The 11,803-nt window shown below is 65.3% G+C and carries 15 protein-coding genes; 3 read left to right on the forward strand and 12 right to left on the reverse strand.

The annotated features are described in order from the left end of the window. Positions 1 to 109: 109 nt before the first annotated feature. Positions 110 to 2,038 (reverse strand): ATP-dependent zinc metalloprotease FtsH, encoded by a 1,929-nt coding sequence (ftsH, locus tag ACVOLO_RS08105; RefSeq protein ID WP_481569734.1) that lies wholly within the window; start codon positions 2,036 to 2,038, stop codon positions 110 to 112. A 53-nt stretch (positions 2,039 to 2,091) separates the two neighbouring features. After that, complete coding sequence (rlmE, locus tag ACVOLO_RS08110; protein ID WP_481569735.1) at positions 2,092 to 2,724, reverse strand: 23S rRNA (uridine(2552)-2'-O)-methyltransferase RlmE; 633 nt, start codon at positions 2,722 to 2,724, stop codon at positions 2,092 to 2,094. Positions 2,725 to 2,788: 64 nt separating this feature from the next. On the opposite strand from rlmE, the gene yhbY reads away from it, so the two are divergent. Both yhbY and ACVOLO_RS08120 read left to right on the forward strand, forming a co-directional pair. Then, entirely contained in the window at positions 2,789 to 3,094 is a 306-nt protein-coding gene (gene yhbY / locus ACVOLO_RS08115; protein ID WP_481569736.1) for a ribosome assembly RNA-binding protein YhbY, read from the forward strand. A gap of 18 nt (positions 3,095 to 3,112) precedes the next feature. Then, positions 3,113 to 3,496 (forward strand): Mth938-like domain-containing protein, encoded by a 384-nt coding sequence (locus tag ACVOLO_RS08120; RefSeq protein ID WP_481569737.1) that lies wholly within the window; start codon positions 3,113 to 3,115, stop codon positions 3,494 to 3,496. 112 nt (positions 3,497 to 3,608) lie between these two features. Here the strand turns inward: ACVOLO_RS08120 and ACVOLO_RS08125 are convergent, their stop codons facing one another. The 5 genes from ACVOLO_RS08125 to surE all read right to left on the reverse strand — a co-directional run bounded on the left by ACVOLO_RS08125 (position 3,609) and on the right by surE (position 6,781). Continuing rightward, positions 3,609 to 3,848, reverse strand: a complete 240-nt coding sequence (locus tag ACVOLO_RS08125) for a hypothetical protein (protein WP_481569738.1) — start codon at positions 3,846 to 3,848, stop codon at positions 3,609 to 3,611. A gap of 78 nt (positions 3,849 to 3,926) precedes the next feature. Beyond that, positions 3,927 to 4,697 carry a peptidoglycan DD-metalloendopeptidase family protein gene (locus tag ACVOLO_RS08130; RefSeq protein WP_481569739.1) on the reverse strand — a complete coding sequence of 257 codons (771 nt, stop codon included), beginning with the start codon at positions 4,695 to 4,697 and terminating at the stop codon, positions 3,927 to 3,929. Then, positions 4,694 to 5,308, reverse strand: a complete 615-nt coding sequence (locus tag ACVOLO_RS08135) for a YqaA family protein (RefSeq protein WP_481569740.1) — start codon at positions 5,306 to 5,308, stop codon at positions 4,694 to 4,696. Before ACVOLO_RS08135 ends, ACVOLO_RS08130 begins: the two co-directional genes overlap by 4 nt. 19 nt (positions 5,309 to 5,327) lie before the next feature. Next, positions 5,328 to 6,005, reverse strand: a complete 678-nt coding sequence (locus ACVOLO_RS08140) for a protein-L-isoaspartate(D-aspartate) O-methyltransferase (RefSeq protein WP_481569741.1) — start codon at positions 6,003 to 6,005, stop codon at positions 5,328 to 5,330. Next, complete coding sequence (gene surE, locus ACVOLO_RS08145) at positions 6,002 to 6,781, reverse strand: 5'/3'-nucleotidase SurE (RefSeq protein WP_481569742.1); 780 nt, start codon at positions 6,779 to 6,781, stop codon at positions 6,002 to 6,004. Before surE ends, ACVOLO_RS08140 begins: the two co-directional genes overlap by 4 nt. 180 nt (positions 6,782 to 6,961) lie before the next feature. On the opposite strand from surE, the gene ACVOLO_RS08150 reads away from it, so the two are divergent. Next, positions 6,962 to 7,501 (forward strand): Smr/MutS family protein, encoded by a 540-nt coding sequence (locus ACVOLO_RS08150; RefSeq protein WP_481569743.1) that lies wholly within the window; start codon positions 6,962 to 6,964, stop codon positions 7,499 to 7,501. Between the two features lie 96 nt (positions 7,502 to 7,597). Here ACVOLO_RS08150 and truD read toward each other — a convergent pair whose 3' ends face one another. Genes truD through eno form a run of 5 tightly spaced genes read right to left on the reverse strand, consistent with a single transcriptional unit; the run spans position 7,598 to position 11,550 of the window. Then, positions 7,598 to 8,650, reverse strand: coding sequence for a tRNA pseudouridine(13) synthase TruD (gene truD, locus ACVOLO_RS08155; RefSeq protein WP_481569744.1), 1,053 nt, complete (start codon positions 8,648 to 8,650; stop codon positions 7,598 to 7,600). Then, on the reverse strand, positions 8,647 to 9,147 hold the full coding sequence (gene ispF / locus ACVOLO_RS08160; RefSeq protein ID WP_481569745.1) for a 2-C-methyl-D-erythritol 2,4-cyclodiphosphate synthase: 501 nt from the start codon (positions 9,145 to 9,147) through the stop codon (positions 8,647 to 8,649). Before ispF ends, truD begins: the two co-directional genes overlap by 4 nt. A 50-nt stretch (positions 9,148 to 9,197) precedes the next feature. Then, on the reverse strand, positions 9,198 to 9,893 hold the full coding sequence (gene ispD, locus ACVOLO_RS08165) for a 2-C-methyl-D-erythritol 4-phosphate cytidylyltransferase (protein ID WP_481569750.1): 696 nt from the start codon (positions 9,891 to 9,893) through the stop codon (positions 9,198 to 9,200). Beyond that, entirely contained in the window at positions 9,893 to 10,252 is a 360-nt protein-coding gene (gene ftsB, locus ACVOLO_RS08170; RefSeq protein ID WP_481569746.1) for a cell division protein FtsB, read from the reverse strand. The genes ispD and ftsB overlap by 1 nt, the downstream gene beginning before the upstream one ends. 5 nt (positions 10,253 to 10,257) lie before the next feature. Next, a complete protein-coding gene (gene eno / locus ACVOLO_RS08175) occupies positions 10,258 to 11,550 on the reverse strand; it encodes a phosphopyruvate hydratase (protein WP_481569747.1) in 1,293 nt (430 codons plus the stop codon). Between the last annotated feature and the right edge of the window lie 253 nt (positions 11,551 to 11,803).

Here is an 11,803-nt window from a genome sequence, read left to right on the forward strand (position 1 = left end):
GCGGTACCCGGAAAGCGGAAGACAGGCCTATTCTCGCCCACCGCTGCGGTGGACGCATACGAAAACGGGCCGGTAAACCGGCCCGTTTTCTACAGCTATGACGCGAAAATCAGTGCTGGCCGGCCGGATCGGTGATCGGCGCCACCGGGCGCTGGTCATCGCCGCCCTTGCCGTCATCGGCACGGTCATTGTTGCCAGCCTTGGCCACCCAACCCGCCGGCGGCGACGGCTCGCGGCCTTCCATGATCGCCTTGACCTGGTCGGCGTCGATGGTTTCCCACTCCAGCAGCGCAGCGGTCATCGCCTCGACGACATCACGCTTCTCTTCCAGGATTTTGTAGGCAACGTCGTACTGCTCGTCGAGGATGCGACGGATTTCCGCATCCACCTTCTGCTGCGTGGCTTCGGAAATCGTCTTGCTGTGCATGCCATAGCTGGCTTCGTCGTCGGCATAGACCATGGTGCCCAGCACGTCGGACATGCCGTACTTGGTGACCATGCCACGGGCCAGCTTGGTAGCACGCTCGAAGTCATTGGACGCGCCGGTGGACATCTGGCCGACGAAGATCTCTTCGGCGATGCGGCCACCGAACAGAATGGCCAACTCCTCCAGCATGCGGTCCTTGTACTTGCTGATGTGGTCGTGCTCCGGCAACTGCCAGGTCACGCCCAGCGCCCAGCCGCGCGGCATGATCGTCACCTTGTGCACCGGGTCGGCCTTGGGCAGCGACATCGCGACAACCGCGTGACCGGACTCGTGGTAGGCGGTGTTGCGACGCTCGTCCTCGCGCATGACCATCGAGCGGCGCTCCGGACCCATGTAGATCTTGTCCTTGGCGTCCTCGAAGTCCTTCATGTCGACTTCCTGCTTGTTGCGACGAGCCGCAAACAGGGCGCCTTCATTGATCAGGTTGGCCAGGTCGGCACCGGAGAAACCCGGAGTACCGCGCGCAAGCACTTCCGGACGCACGTCATCGGCGGCCGGCACCTTGCGCAGGTGCACGCGCAGGATCTGCTCGCGGCCCTTGATGTCCGGCAGGCCGACCATCACCTGGCGGTCAAAACGGCCCGGGCGCAGCAACGCCTTGTCCAGCACGTCCGGGCGGTTGGTGGCGGCGATCACGATCACGCCCTCACCGCCCTCGAAGCCGTCCATCTCGACCAGCATCTGGTTCAGGGTCTGCTCGCGCTCATCATGACCACCGCCCATGCCCGAACCGCGGTGACGGCCCACGGCATCGATTTCGTCGATGAAGATGATGCACGGTGCGTGCTTCTTGGCCTGCTCGAACATGTCGCGCACGCGGCTGGCGCCAACGCCGACAAACATTTCGACGAAGTCCGAACCGGAAATCGCGAAGAACGGCACCTTCGCCTCGCCGGCAATGGCACGGGCGAGCAAGGTCTTGCCGGTACCCGGCGGGCCGACCATCAGCACGCCGCGCGGAATCTTGCCGCCCAGCTTGGTGAACTTGGTCGGGTCACGCAGGAACTCGACCAGCTCGCCGACTTCTTCCTTGGCTTCGTCGCAACCGGCGACATCAGCAAAGGTGACCTTGATCTGGTCCTCGCCCTGCAGCTTGGCGCGCGACTTGCCGAAGGACATCGCGCCCTTGGCACCGCCGCCACCGCCCTGCATCTGGCGCATCATGAAAATCCAGAAGCCGATCAGCAGCAGCACCGGCAGGAACTGCAGCACCAGGCCCCAGAAACCCGGGCCGGTAGCCGGCTCCTGGCGGGCCACTTCGACGTTCTTGGAATACAGCTGATCCAGCAGCTTGGGATCGGCCGGGGCAAACAGCGCACCTTCCGAACCATCTGAACGCTTGAAGCGCAGGTGGTTGGTGGTCAGCGTGGTCTTGTCGGTGTACTCGACCGATTTGATCCGGCCCGAGTCCACTTCCTGCAGGAACTGGGTGTAGTTGCGCGCATCACCGGCAGTCACAGCCGCGCCGCGGGGGGCAAAGCTCTGGAACACCACCATCAGCACGACGGCGACAACCACCCATAGCAGGAGGTTCTTGGTCAAGTCGTTCATCCTCATCGGCTCCGGCGTTCCTCTATTTTCTGACGCAATTCGTATGGTTGAGCTTACTTGATCTGCGCACGCTTGCCCTGACCCAAGGCATAAACCTCAGGTGAACGCCTGCGTGAAGCGTCCGGCTTGCGAATGGCGACTTTTTCATAACGACGGCGCATCTCGCGCACATAGTCATCAAAGCCCACGCCCTGGAACAACTTGATCAGGAACGCGCCGCCCGGCTTGAGATGGTTGTCGGCAAAATCCATGGCCAACTCCGCCAGGTGCATCATCCGCGGCTGGTCGACCGCATCCATACCACTCTTATTGGGGGCCATATCCGACAGCACAAGGTCCACCGGCGCATCGCCGACCATCGCTTCAAACTGCGATAGAACGTCCTGCTCCCTGAAGTCGCCGTGAAGGAACTCCACCCCGGCCAGCGGCGGCATTTCCAGGATATCCAGCGCCAGCACGCGGCCGGTGTCGCCCATCTGCCTGCGCACCTGCTGCGACCAGCCGCCCGGCGCGGCGCCCAGGTCGACCACCACCATGTTCGGCTTCAACAGCCGGTCACGCTCCAGCAGCTCTTCCAGCTTGTAGGCGGCACGCGAACGCATGCCCTCCTTCTGGGCCTTTTTCACAAAAGGATCGGAGAAATGTTCCTTCAACCAGCGCTGGCTGCTCTTGCTACGGGAGGACATCGGCAATAGGGCTCACAGGGGTGGTCATGATACCCTGAACCCCCTTGATAACCCGTAATCCTGCATGTCTATTGTCCTGACCCCGGCCCAGAACCGATTCCTACGCGGCGTCGCGCACGATCTGAAAGCACTGCTGCAGATCGGAGGCAAGGGGGTTACTCCAGCCTTCCTGGCTGAACTGGACGAAGTGCTGGAACGCCACGAGCTGGTCAAGGTGAAGGTCGGCGCGGAGGACCGCGAAGCCCGTGAAGCCATGGTCAACGAGCTGGTGCAGGCCAGTGGCAGCGCGCTGGTGCAGCGCATCGGCCACGTCGCCGTGCTGTATCGCCCGGCCAAGGAACAGCGCCAGATCGTGCTGCCCCGCGGCTGATACCGCCGAGGAACCGCCATGCTGCTCAGTCGCGAACTTCCTGATTACAGCTATGCCCTGCGCTCGGCTGACGGCCACCAGGCCAAGGTGAATGACCGGGTACTGACCCGCAGTTTCGTGCTGGCGCCGAACCATCTGGTGGAAAACTGGCCGGTCACCACGCCCGCCGCGCTTACCTCTGCCGACCTGGACGTGGTGCTGGAACAAGCGCCGGAACTGGTCATCCTGGCCACCGGCGAACGGCAGGTGTTCCCATCGGCGGCGGTAATGGCGGCCTGCCTGACCCGTGGCATCGGCATCGAGGTCATGAACAATGCCTCGGCAGCCCGCACCTACAACGTGCTGGCCAGCGAGAACCGCCGGGTGGTGATGGCCTTCATCCTCGAAGACGTCGCGCATTGACGCCCCCCGCGCTCACGCCGCGGATGCAGAAAAGCCCGGCACCTGCCGGGCTTTTTCGTTACGACAAACCAATGCGACAGCCCAGAACAAGCGCCCCGGCCGCTGCGGAGGGCTAGCCGCGACGCAGCGGTTCACCCTTGAGCACGCAGGCCAGCACCGCCAGCAGGGCAACCCCCATGTGGAACAGCGCCAGGCCCGCCGGCGCGACGCGCGGCGGGAAGATGAAGAAACCCGCCACCAGCAACAACACGGTCAGCAGATAGACCAACCAGCCCTGCCAGGTCAGCGGCAGTCCCCAGCCCCACCCCCAGCCACCGCGCTTGGCAGCAAACCAGTATCCGGACTTCGGCATCTCCCCTCCCTGTTGTCAGCGCCATCGCGTCGAACCTGCCGCGACGCAGGCGACCTGACATCACCCGCTCGCGCGAACTTACTTCTTCGGCAGATAGATCAGCGGATCGACCGGCTTGCCGTTGTAGCGGATCTCGAAGTGCAACATGTCACGCGAGGTGCCGGTGCGGCCCATTTCGGCGATCTGGTCACCCACCTTGACGCTCTGACCTTCGTTGACCAGACGCTTGCGGTTGTGGCCGTAGGCCGAAAGCCACTGATCGTTGTGCTTGATGATGATCAGCTCGCCGTAACCCACCAGCCCTGCGCCCGAATACACCACCACGCCCGGGCCTGCGGCGCGCACGGCCTGGCCGCTGCTGCCTGCGATGTCGATACCCTGCTTGGTCGCCTCACCGTTCACGAAACGACCAACCAGCGCGCCTTCCGCCGGCCAGCGCCAGCCAATGCCACTGTTCACCGGCGCCGGGGTGGCCGTTGCCGGCGTCGTCGTTGACGGCCGCGTGGTGGTTGTGCCGCCGGTCGTCGGGCGCGTGGTCGCTGCGGTGCTGCCACCGGGATAGAGCCGCAATGACTGCCCCGGGTAAATCGTGTACGGCTCGGACAAGCCATTCCATGCGGCCAGATCACGCGGCGTGATGTTGTGGATGCGAGCCAGCCCGTAAAGGGTGTCACCACGGCGCACCGACACGGACTGCCCCGGCTTTGCCACGGACGTGCGCGGCGTGGTCGAAGAAGCACCACTGCCGGAGGGTTTGACCACTGTTGCCGTGCCGCAGGCTGCCAATGCAGCCATCGACAGCAGTGCCGCCGCATTGCGGATCGTCTTGCTCAAGCTCGTTGCATTCATGCGAATTTCGCCCTCCAGACCAACCAACCAACCAGGCCGGCCACGATGGCCGTGGCAATCCAGCCCAGCGGTTCAATCCAGCGGCGCAACGCCTCAGCGGCGCGCGCGCCACCAAAACGGATCACCGCCGCCAATACATAGACACGCTTGCCACGCCCGACCAGCATGCTCAGCACATACTGCGGCATCGGCACGCCGACGATACCCGAAGCCCAGGTGAAGACCTTCATCGGGATCGGCATGAAGCCGCCCAGCACCAGGAAGGTAAATACCGCCCAGGGTGATTCGGCCATCTTCTGCTGCAAGGTGGCGATGCCGGCCTCGATCGCCGGCAGCATGCCCATCGCTGCAAACACCGGCTTCAACGCCTCGAAGGCGTAATGGCCCAGCGCGTAACCCACCAGCGCACCGACCATGGAGCCGGCAAGGCTGAGCGTCGCAAAGCGCCAGCCCTTGCGGGGCTGAGCCACGCACATCGGCATCAGCATCACCTCCGGCATGACCGGGAAGATGATGGCTTCGATGAAGCTCAGCACCGTCAGATAAGTGGGCGCACGCTCATGGCTGGCCCAGCGCATGGCGCGGTCGTACAGCGGCCCGAAAATCTTCATCGCGGCGGGGTTCCCTGTCTCAGTCCAACATGCCCGACAGCAGCGGCACAAAGCTCACCGGCGCCAGCTCTTCCTTGGCAATGCTGCCATCAGCCTGCCGTGTCAGTTGCAACAGCACCTGTCCGCCAGGCCCACCCACGGGTGCCACCAGGCGCCCGCCAACCGCAAGCTGCTCGATCAGGGCATCGACCAGCGCCGGCGCCGCAGCGGTCACCACGATTGCGTCATACGGACCGTGTTCGGGCCAGCCGATGCGGCCATCGTCATGTTTGCTGCGGACGTTCATGCCCAGCTGGCGGAAGCGCTTGCGCGCCTGCCGCAGCAGGTCGCCGATGCGCTCGACAGTGAATACCTCCAGCCCCAGCGCGGCCAGGATGGCGGCCTGGTAGCCGGAGCCAGTGCCCACTTCCAGCACGGTCTTCGGCTCGACGGCCAGCACTGCCTCGGTCATGCGCGCCACCACCCACGGCTGGGAGATGGTCTGGCCGTGGCCGATCGGCAGTGCGGTGTCTTCGTAAGCTCGCGAGGCCAGGGCCTCATCGATGAACAGATGCCGGGGCACGACACGCACTGCATTGAGGGTGGCTTCGCTGACGATGCCAGCTTCGCGCAGGCGATCAACCAGCCGGTCGCGCACGCGCTGCGAGGTCATGCCGATGCCCACCGCTTCGGGCTGCAGGCGCAGACGCGGGGTCATTGCGTCTTCCCCAGTGCATCGGTGAGCCCGCCGACCCAGCCGGCCACCTTCTCAAGTGCCTCGTAGCGGGTCAGGTCCACCTGGATCGGGGTGATGGAGATATGCCCGGTACGCACGGCGTGGAAATCGGTGCCTGGGCCGGCGTCCTGCTCACTGCCGGCCGGGCCAATCCAGTAGACCGTGTTGCCGCGCGGATCGGTGGCCGGGATGCAGGCCTCGGCGCGGTGCCGGTTGCCAAGCCGGGTGACTTCAAAACCGCGGATGTCTTCCCACGCCAGGTCCGGCACGTTGACGTTGAGGATGGTGTCCGCCGGCAGCGGGTCGGCCTTGAGCCTGGCCACGATCTCCACCGCTGCCTTGGCTGCGGTACGGAAATGCCTGGCTTCATGCTTGTGCGTGACCAGCGACACCGCCACCGACGGCAGGCCGAGAAAACGCCCCTCCATCGCGGCCGACACCGTGCCGGAGTAGATCACGTCGTCACCAAGGTTGGCGGCATTGTTGATGCCCGACACCACGATGTCCGGCTCGTACTCCAGCATGCCGGTCAGTGCCAGGTGCACGCAGTCGGTCGGCGTCCCGGCCACCGCGCAGGTGTAGTGGTCGATGCGGCGCAGACGTACCGGCTGGTCGAGGGTAAGTGAGTTGGACGCGCCTGAACGGTCGCGATCCGGCGCCACCACGGTGACTTCATGTCCGGCATTGCGGAGCTCCTCGGCGAGCATCTTGATGCCCGGGGCGTCCACACCATCGTCGTTTGATACAAGTACGCGCATTAAAGGCCTGAATCACTGGATCAACACGCGGCGCCCCTGTTTCGCCACCGCAATCATCGGCACTTCCGGTTGTGTGACCACCGGCCGGACCGACATGAAGGGCCATGATACCGGAATGCGCCGCGGCACTTCCGCCCAACCGGGGCTTGCCTGCGACCGGGCGCACGTTACGCTGTACGCATGTCGCACCCCGAAGATGAAGATGATGCCGCCCTGTTCCGCTCGGCCATTGGCGAAGTGACGCCGATGCGCCCGGTGGAAACGCCGGCGACGGGCAAGCCCCGCCCCAAGCCGCGCGCCCGCATGGCCGAACAGGATGAATCCGAAGCGCTGGGGGAGTTTGCCCGGCTGCTGCGTTCCAGCACACCACTGGAAGCCGGCGACGTGGCCAGCTATCGGCGGGACAGCCTGCCTGCGCGGATGTTCCAGCGGCTCAAGCGTGGGCAGTATTCCGTACAGGATGAATTGGACCTGCACGGCGCCACGGCTGCCCGCGCCGAAGCAATGCTGCGCGAATTCCTGCTGGAAGCCCGTGCGCACGAGCATGGCTGCGTCCGCATCATCCATGGCAAGGGCCTGCAGTCCGATGGCGGCGCGCCGGTATTGAAGAACCTGGTGGACCGGATGCTGCGCCAGCGCAACGATGTGCTGGCGTTCCATTCCGCACCCGCCGCGCAGGGCGGTACCGGCGCACTGCTGGTACTGCTGGCGCACCGCTGACAGGGACAACCGTGACCGCGGGAACGCGCATACGGCAGCCTGGCCGCAGCGCATGACACTTCGCTGCTTTCACTGGCTTCGCGACTTAAGCTGCGCCTACTGTGGAGCGGTATCGGCGTAGGCGCGACTGGCGTCGCGGGTCTCGCCCAGTTCATGCAGTACCGCCGTGGCATAGCAGCCCGGCGGCAGCGCGAAGGAAATCTCCAGCGTCTGCGTATCCAGCCAGGCATGTTGCATCAGCGCAGGGCGCAGTCGCAGCGAGCGACGCTCCTGCTTGAGTTCAGCCTGCTCAAGCCCCGCGCGCAATGCCAGCGCCTGCTCATCGGACAACGCCTGCTCTTCCAGAACACGCGCTGCGCCGGTTGAACGCAGTTCGCCCACGCCCCACAGCGGCGCGCTGGGATGAATGTCGAAACGCGCCAGGCGCTCGGCCAGCACCTCGCTCATCGGCTCCGGGCCGAATACCGAACGGCTGCCGTCCAGCATCCACACTTCGCCATCAAGTGGCACATCCCAGTTGCCCTGCTCCACACGCGCGGCCAGCACCCGGTTGAACAGCGCCGAGCGGGCCGCCGACAACAGCATCGAACGCTGATCCTTGCGCACGCGGCGGCCGGCAAACATCTGCAACGCCGCCGGCACATTGCCGCCATCGCGACCGAAGCGCTGTTCACCAAACCAATTCGGCAAGCCACGCGCGGCGATGGTCTGCAGACGCTCGGCGATGGCATCCCGATCACCTTGCACATCGCGCAGCACCAGCTTGAAACGGTTACCCGCCAATGCGCCGCGCTGCAGCTTGCGGTTGTGCCAGGTCGAGGCGACCACCTGCATTTCGTCCGACGCCAGCGCCGCCAGATCCGGCGCGATGCGCTTGGGCAGGTGCACACTGAAGCGCTGCGTGGTGACCGCGTGGCGATCCTTTTGCCCGGCGTAGCTCACGCTCATTTCCGGCACGCCGGCCCATTGCGCCAGGTGCTTGGCAATCGCCACGGTATTGGCACCGCGCTTGCGGATATCCAGCAGCAGGTGTTCGCCTTCGCCGGTTGCCTCGAACGCGGGCAATTCATCCACTTGGAAATCTTCGGGCACGCTGCGGATGGCGGCCGTCAGCACCGGCGCGCCAAACGCCAAAGGCAGCGCGGTCATGCCGCCACCAACAGCACGGCTGCCTGCGCCGCAATGCCTTCCTCACGGCCGGTGAAGCCGAGTTTTTCGCTGGTCGTGGCCTTGATGCTCACCCGATCCAGCGGGATATCCAGCAGCACTGCCACCTTCTCCCGCATGGCCAGCGCATGCGGGCCGACCTTGGGCCGCTCGCAGATCACGGTGACGTCGGCATTGCCCACCTGCCAGCCGCGCTCACGCAGCAGGCCGTTGCAGTGACTGACAAAGCGACTGCTGTCCGCGCCTTTCCAGCGCTCATCCGATGGCGGGAAATGCACCCCGATGTCACCCAGCGCCAGCGCGCCCAGCATCGCGTCGCACAGTGCATGCAGCACCACGTCGCCGTCGCTGTGCGCCAGCACGCCACAACGATGCGGCACGCGCACGCCACCGAGCATGATGTGGTCACCTTCGCCGAAGGCATGCACGTCGTAGCCCTGGCCGATGCGGATGGGCGGGAAAGAAGCAGAAGAATTCATGGCAATACAGTCACAGTCCTGGCAGTGCCGGCGGCAAGCGCCGACAGGGGTCAGCTGCCGCGTCGCGACAGCTCGAATTCAAAACGGGCGAGGTCAGCAGGCGTGGTGACCTTGAAATTGCTTTCATCACCTTCGACCAACAGCGGCCGAACACCCAGGCGCTCCATCGCCATGGCCTCGTCGGTCACGTCCACGCCGGCGCCGCTGGCGTCCTGCAGCGCGCGGGTCAGTTGATGGCGCCGGAACAACTGCGGCGTCAGCGCCCGCCACAGGCACTCGCGCGGCTCGGTGCGGTCAATACCGCCGTCATCACCGGCACGTTTGAGGGTGTCGCGCACCGGCGCAGCGAGGATGGCCCCGACCGGATCGGCACGCCCTACTTCCAGCAAGCGGCCCAGATCCGCGGCCGCCAGATTGGGACGTGCAGCGTCGTGCACCAGTACGAAGTCATCGGCACGGACGCTGTCCGGCAAGGCCTGCAGGCCGGCCAGCACCGATGCGGCGCGGGTGTCACCGCCCACACAGGTCAGCACCGGCTTGTCCGCGAATGCGGTCCAGCCCGGCCAGTCTGCGTCGTTTTCGGCGATGGCCACCATCACCCCGGCCACGCCGGGGTGCGACAACAGGGCCTGCAACGTATGCGCCAACAGCGGCTCACCTTCGGCCTGCAGATACTGCTTGGGCACCGGCCCGCCGAAACGGGTACCACGGCCAGCGGCAGGAACCACGGCCCATACCTGATTGATCACGGCACCGTCTCCAGTTGGGCCTGGTCGCCCTGCCCGGCGGGCGCAGCCGCTGGCGCGCGCGGTGCGGACACCGGCGCATCCTCGACCACGCGATAGAACTTCTCGCCGGGCCGGATCATGCCCAGCTCACTACGCGCACGCTCCTCGATGGCCGCTTCGCCTTCCTTGAGATCTTTCACCTCGGCAGCCAACGCATCGTTGCGCTGCTGCAGGCCATCGTTGTCCCGCTTCTGGTTGGCGACCTGGGCTTCGAGCATCATCACCTCACCCGAATTGCCCGGGCCGAACCAGAAGCGGTACTGCAGCCATCCCAGCAGTACCGCGAGCACCAGCAGCAGCCAGCGCCAGTTGCGCATCCGCGTCAGCGCTTCAGCGACACGAACGCGTCACGACCGGCGTAACGCGCGCTGCTGCCGAGGGCTTCCTCGATGCGCAGCAACTGGTTGTACTTGGCCACGCGATCGCTGCGGCACAGCGAGCCGGTCTTGATCTGGGTGGCGGTGGTGGCTACGGCGATATCGGCGATGGTGGTGTCTTCGGTTTCGCCCGAGCGGTGCGAGACGATGGCTGCGTAGCCGGCCTTGTCGGCCATGGCGATGGCTTCCAGGGTCTCGGTCAGGGTGCCGATCTGGTTGACCTTGATCAGGATGGCGTTGGCCGTTCCCGACTCGATGCCCTCGGCGAAGATCTTCGGGTTGGTGACGAACAGGTCATCGCCCACCAACTGCACCTTCTTGCCGATGCGGTCGGTCAGCAGCTTCCAACCGGCCCAGTCGTTTTCGGCCAGGCCGTCTTCGATGGTGATGATTGGGTACTGGGTGGTCCAGTCAGCCAGGAACTCGACGAACTGCTCGGAGGTCAGTCGCTTGTTCTCGCCGACCAGGTTGTACTTGCCGTTCTCGTAGAACTCGCTGGAAGCGACGTCCAGGCCCAGCAGGATGTCTTCGCCGGCGGTGTAACCGGCCTTGCCGATGGCTTCCAAAATGGTGTCCAGCGCCTCGACGTTGCTGCGGAAGTCCGGCGCGAAGCCGCCTTCATCGCCCACCGCCGTGCTCAGGCCATGGCCCTTCAGCACTGACTTGAGCGCGTGGAAGATTTCGGTACCGGCACGCAGCGATTCGCTGAACGAGCTGAAGCCGACCGGCAGCACCATGAACTCCTGGAAGTCCACGTTGTTATCGGCATGCGCACCGCCGTTGATGATGTTCATCATCGGCACCGGCAGCGACGGCGCGGCGCCGGTCTTGCTGGCCAGGTACTGCCACAGCGCCTGCTTTTTGGAGGCAGCGGCAGCATGTGCGGCAGCCATCGAAACACCCAGCAGCGCATTGGCGCCCAGGCGGCCCTTGTTCTCGGTGCCGTCCAGGTCGATCAGGCGGCGATCCAGCCCGGCCTGGTCCTGCGCATCAAAGCCGACCAGTGCGGTGGCGATGGCGCCGTTGATGTTGGTCACCGCGTTGCGCACGCCCTTGCCCAGGTAGCGGGTCTTGTCACCATCGCGCAGCTCCACCGCTTCCTTGGTGCCGGTGGAGGCACCCGAGGGCACTGCGGCGCGGCCGAAGGAGCCGTCGGCCAGGGTGACTTCGGCTTCCAACGTGGGGTTGCCACGGCTGTCGAGGATTTCACGGGCGTGGATCTTGGCGATGTTGGTCATGTCTGGGGGTCAGGCTCGTCTAGGTGCGTCGGATATCGACGGGGAACACAAAAACCGTGCCGCAGTTTAGCCGAAGCGCAGGCCGGCGCGGCGCGTTGCTTTCGCCTGAAAGCGGCCAGCGTTCGCGCTCGGCCCGGAAATGAACAAGGCCCGCACATGGCGGGCCTTGTTCGAGGGTATGGCCGGTAGTGGGGGGGGGGCGGGGGGCGGGGGGGGGGCCGGGCGCCCCCGGAGCCCGCCGAGCGGCGGCCGC

Source organism: Stenotrophomonas sp. STEN056 (assembly GCF_056759635.1).

Excerpts from the sequence above, each read along its gene's own strand:
- ftsH (WP_481569734.1), bottom strand. The coding sequence starts at position 2,038 with ATGAACGACTTGACCAAGAACCTCCTGCTATGGGTGGTTGTCGCCGTC.
- rlmE (WP_481569735.1), bottom strand. The coding sequence starts at position 2,724 with ATGTCCTCCCGTAGCAAGAGCAGCCAGCGCTGGTTGAAGGAACATTTC.
- yhbY (WP_481569736.1), top strand. The coding sequence starts at position 2,789 with ATGTCTATTGTCCTGACCCCGGCCCAGAACCGATTCCTACGCGGCGTC.
- ACVOLO_RS08120 (WP_481569737.1), top strand. The coding sequence starts at position 3,113 with ATGCTGCTCAGTCGCGAACTTCCTGATTACAGCTATGCCCTGCGCTCG.
- ACVOLO_RS08125 (WP_481569738.1), bottom strand. The coding sequence starts at position 3,848 with ATGCCGAAGTCCGGATACTGGTTTGCTGCCAAGCGCGGTGGCTGGGGG.
- ACVOLO_RS08130 (WP_481569739.1), bottom strand. The coding sequence starts at position 4,697 with ATGAATGCAACGAGCTTGAGCAAGACGATCCGCAATGCGGCGGCACTG.
- ACVOLO_RS08135 (WP_481569740.1), bottom strand. The coding sequence starts at position 5,308 with ATGAAGATTTTCGGGCCGCTGTACGACCGCGCCATGCGCTGGGCCAGC.
- ACVOLO_RS08140 (WP_481569741.1), bottom strand. The coding sequence starts at position 6,005 with ATGACCCCGCGTCTGCGCCTGCAGCCCGAAGCGGTGGGCATCGGCATG.
- surE (WP_481569742.1), bottom strand. The coding sequence starts at position 6,781 with ATGCGCGTACTTGTATCAAACGACGATGGTGTGGACGCCCCGGGCATC.
- ACVOLO_RS08150 (WP_481569743.1), top strand. The coding sequence starts at position 6,962 with ATGTCGCACCCCGAAGATGAAGATGATGCCGCCCTGTTCCGCTCGGCC.
- truD (WP_481569744.1), bottom strand. The coding sequence starts at position 8,650 with ATGACCGCGCTGCCTTTGGCGTTTGGCGCGCCGGTGCTGACGGCCGCC.
- ispF (WP_481569745.1), bottom strand. The coding sequence starts at position 9,147 with ATGAATTCTTCTGCTTCTTTCCCGCCCATCCGCATCGGCCAGGGCTAC.
- ftsB (WP_481569746.1), bottom strand. The coding sequence starts at position 10,252 with ATGCGCAACTGGCGCTGGCTGCTGCTGGTGCTCGCGGTACTGCTGGGA.
- eno (WP_481569747.1), bottom strand. The coding sequence starts at position 11,550 with ATGACCAACATCGCCAAGATCCACGCCCGTGAAATCCTCGACAGCCGT.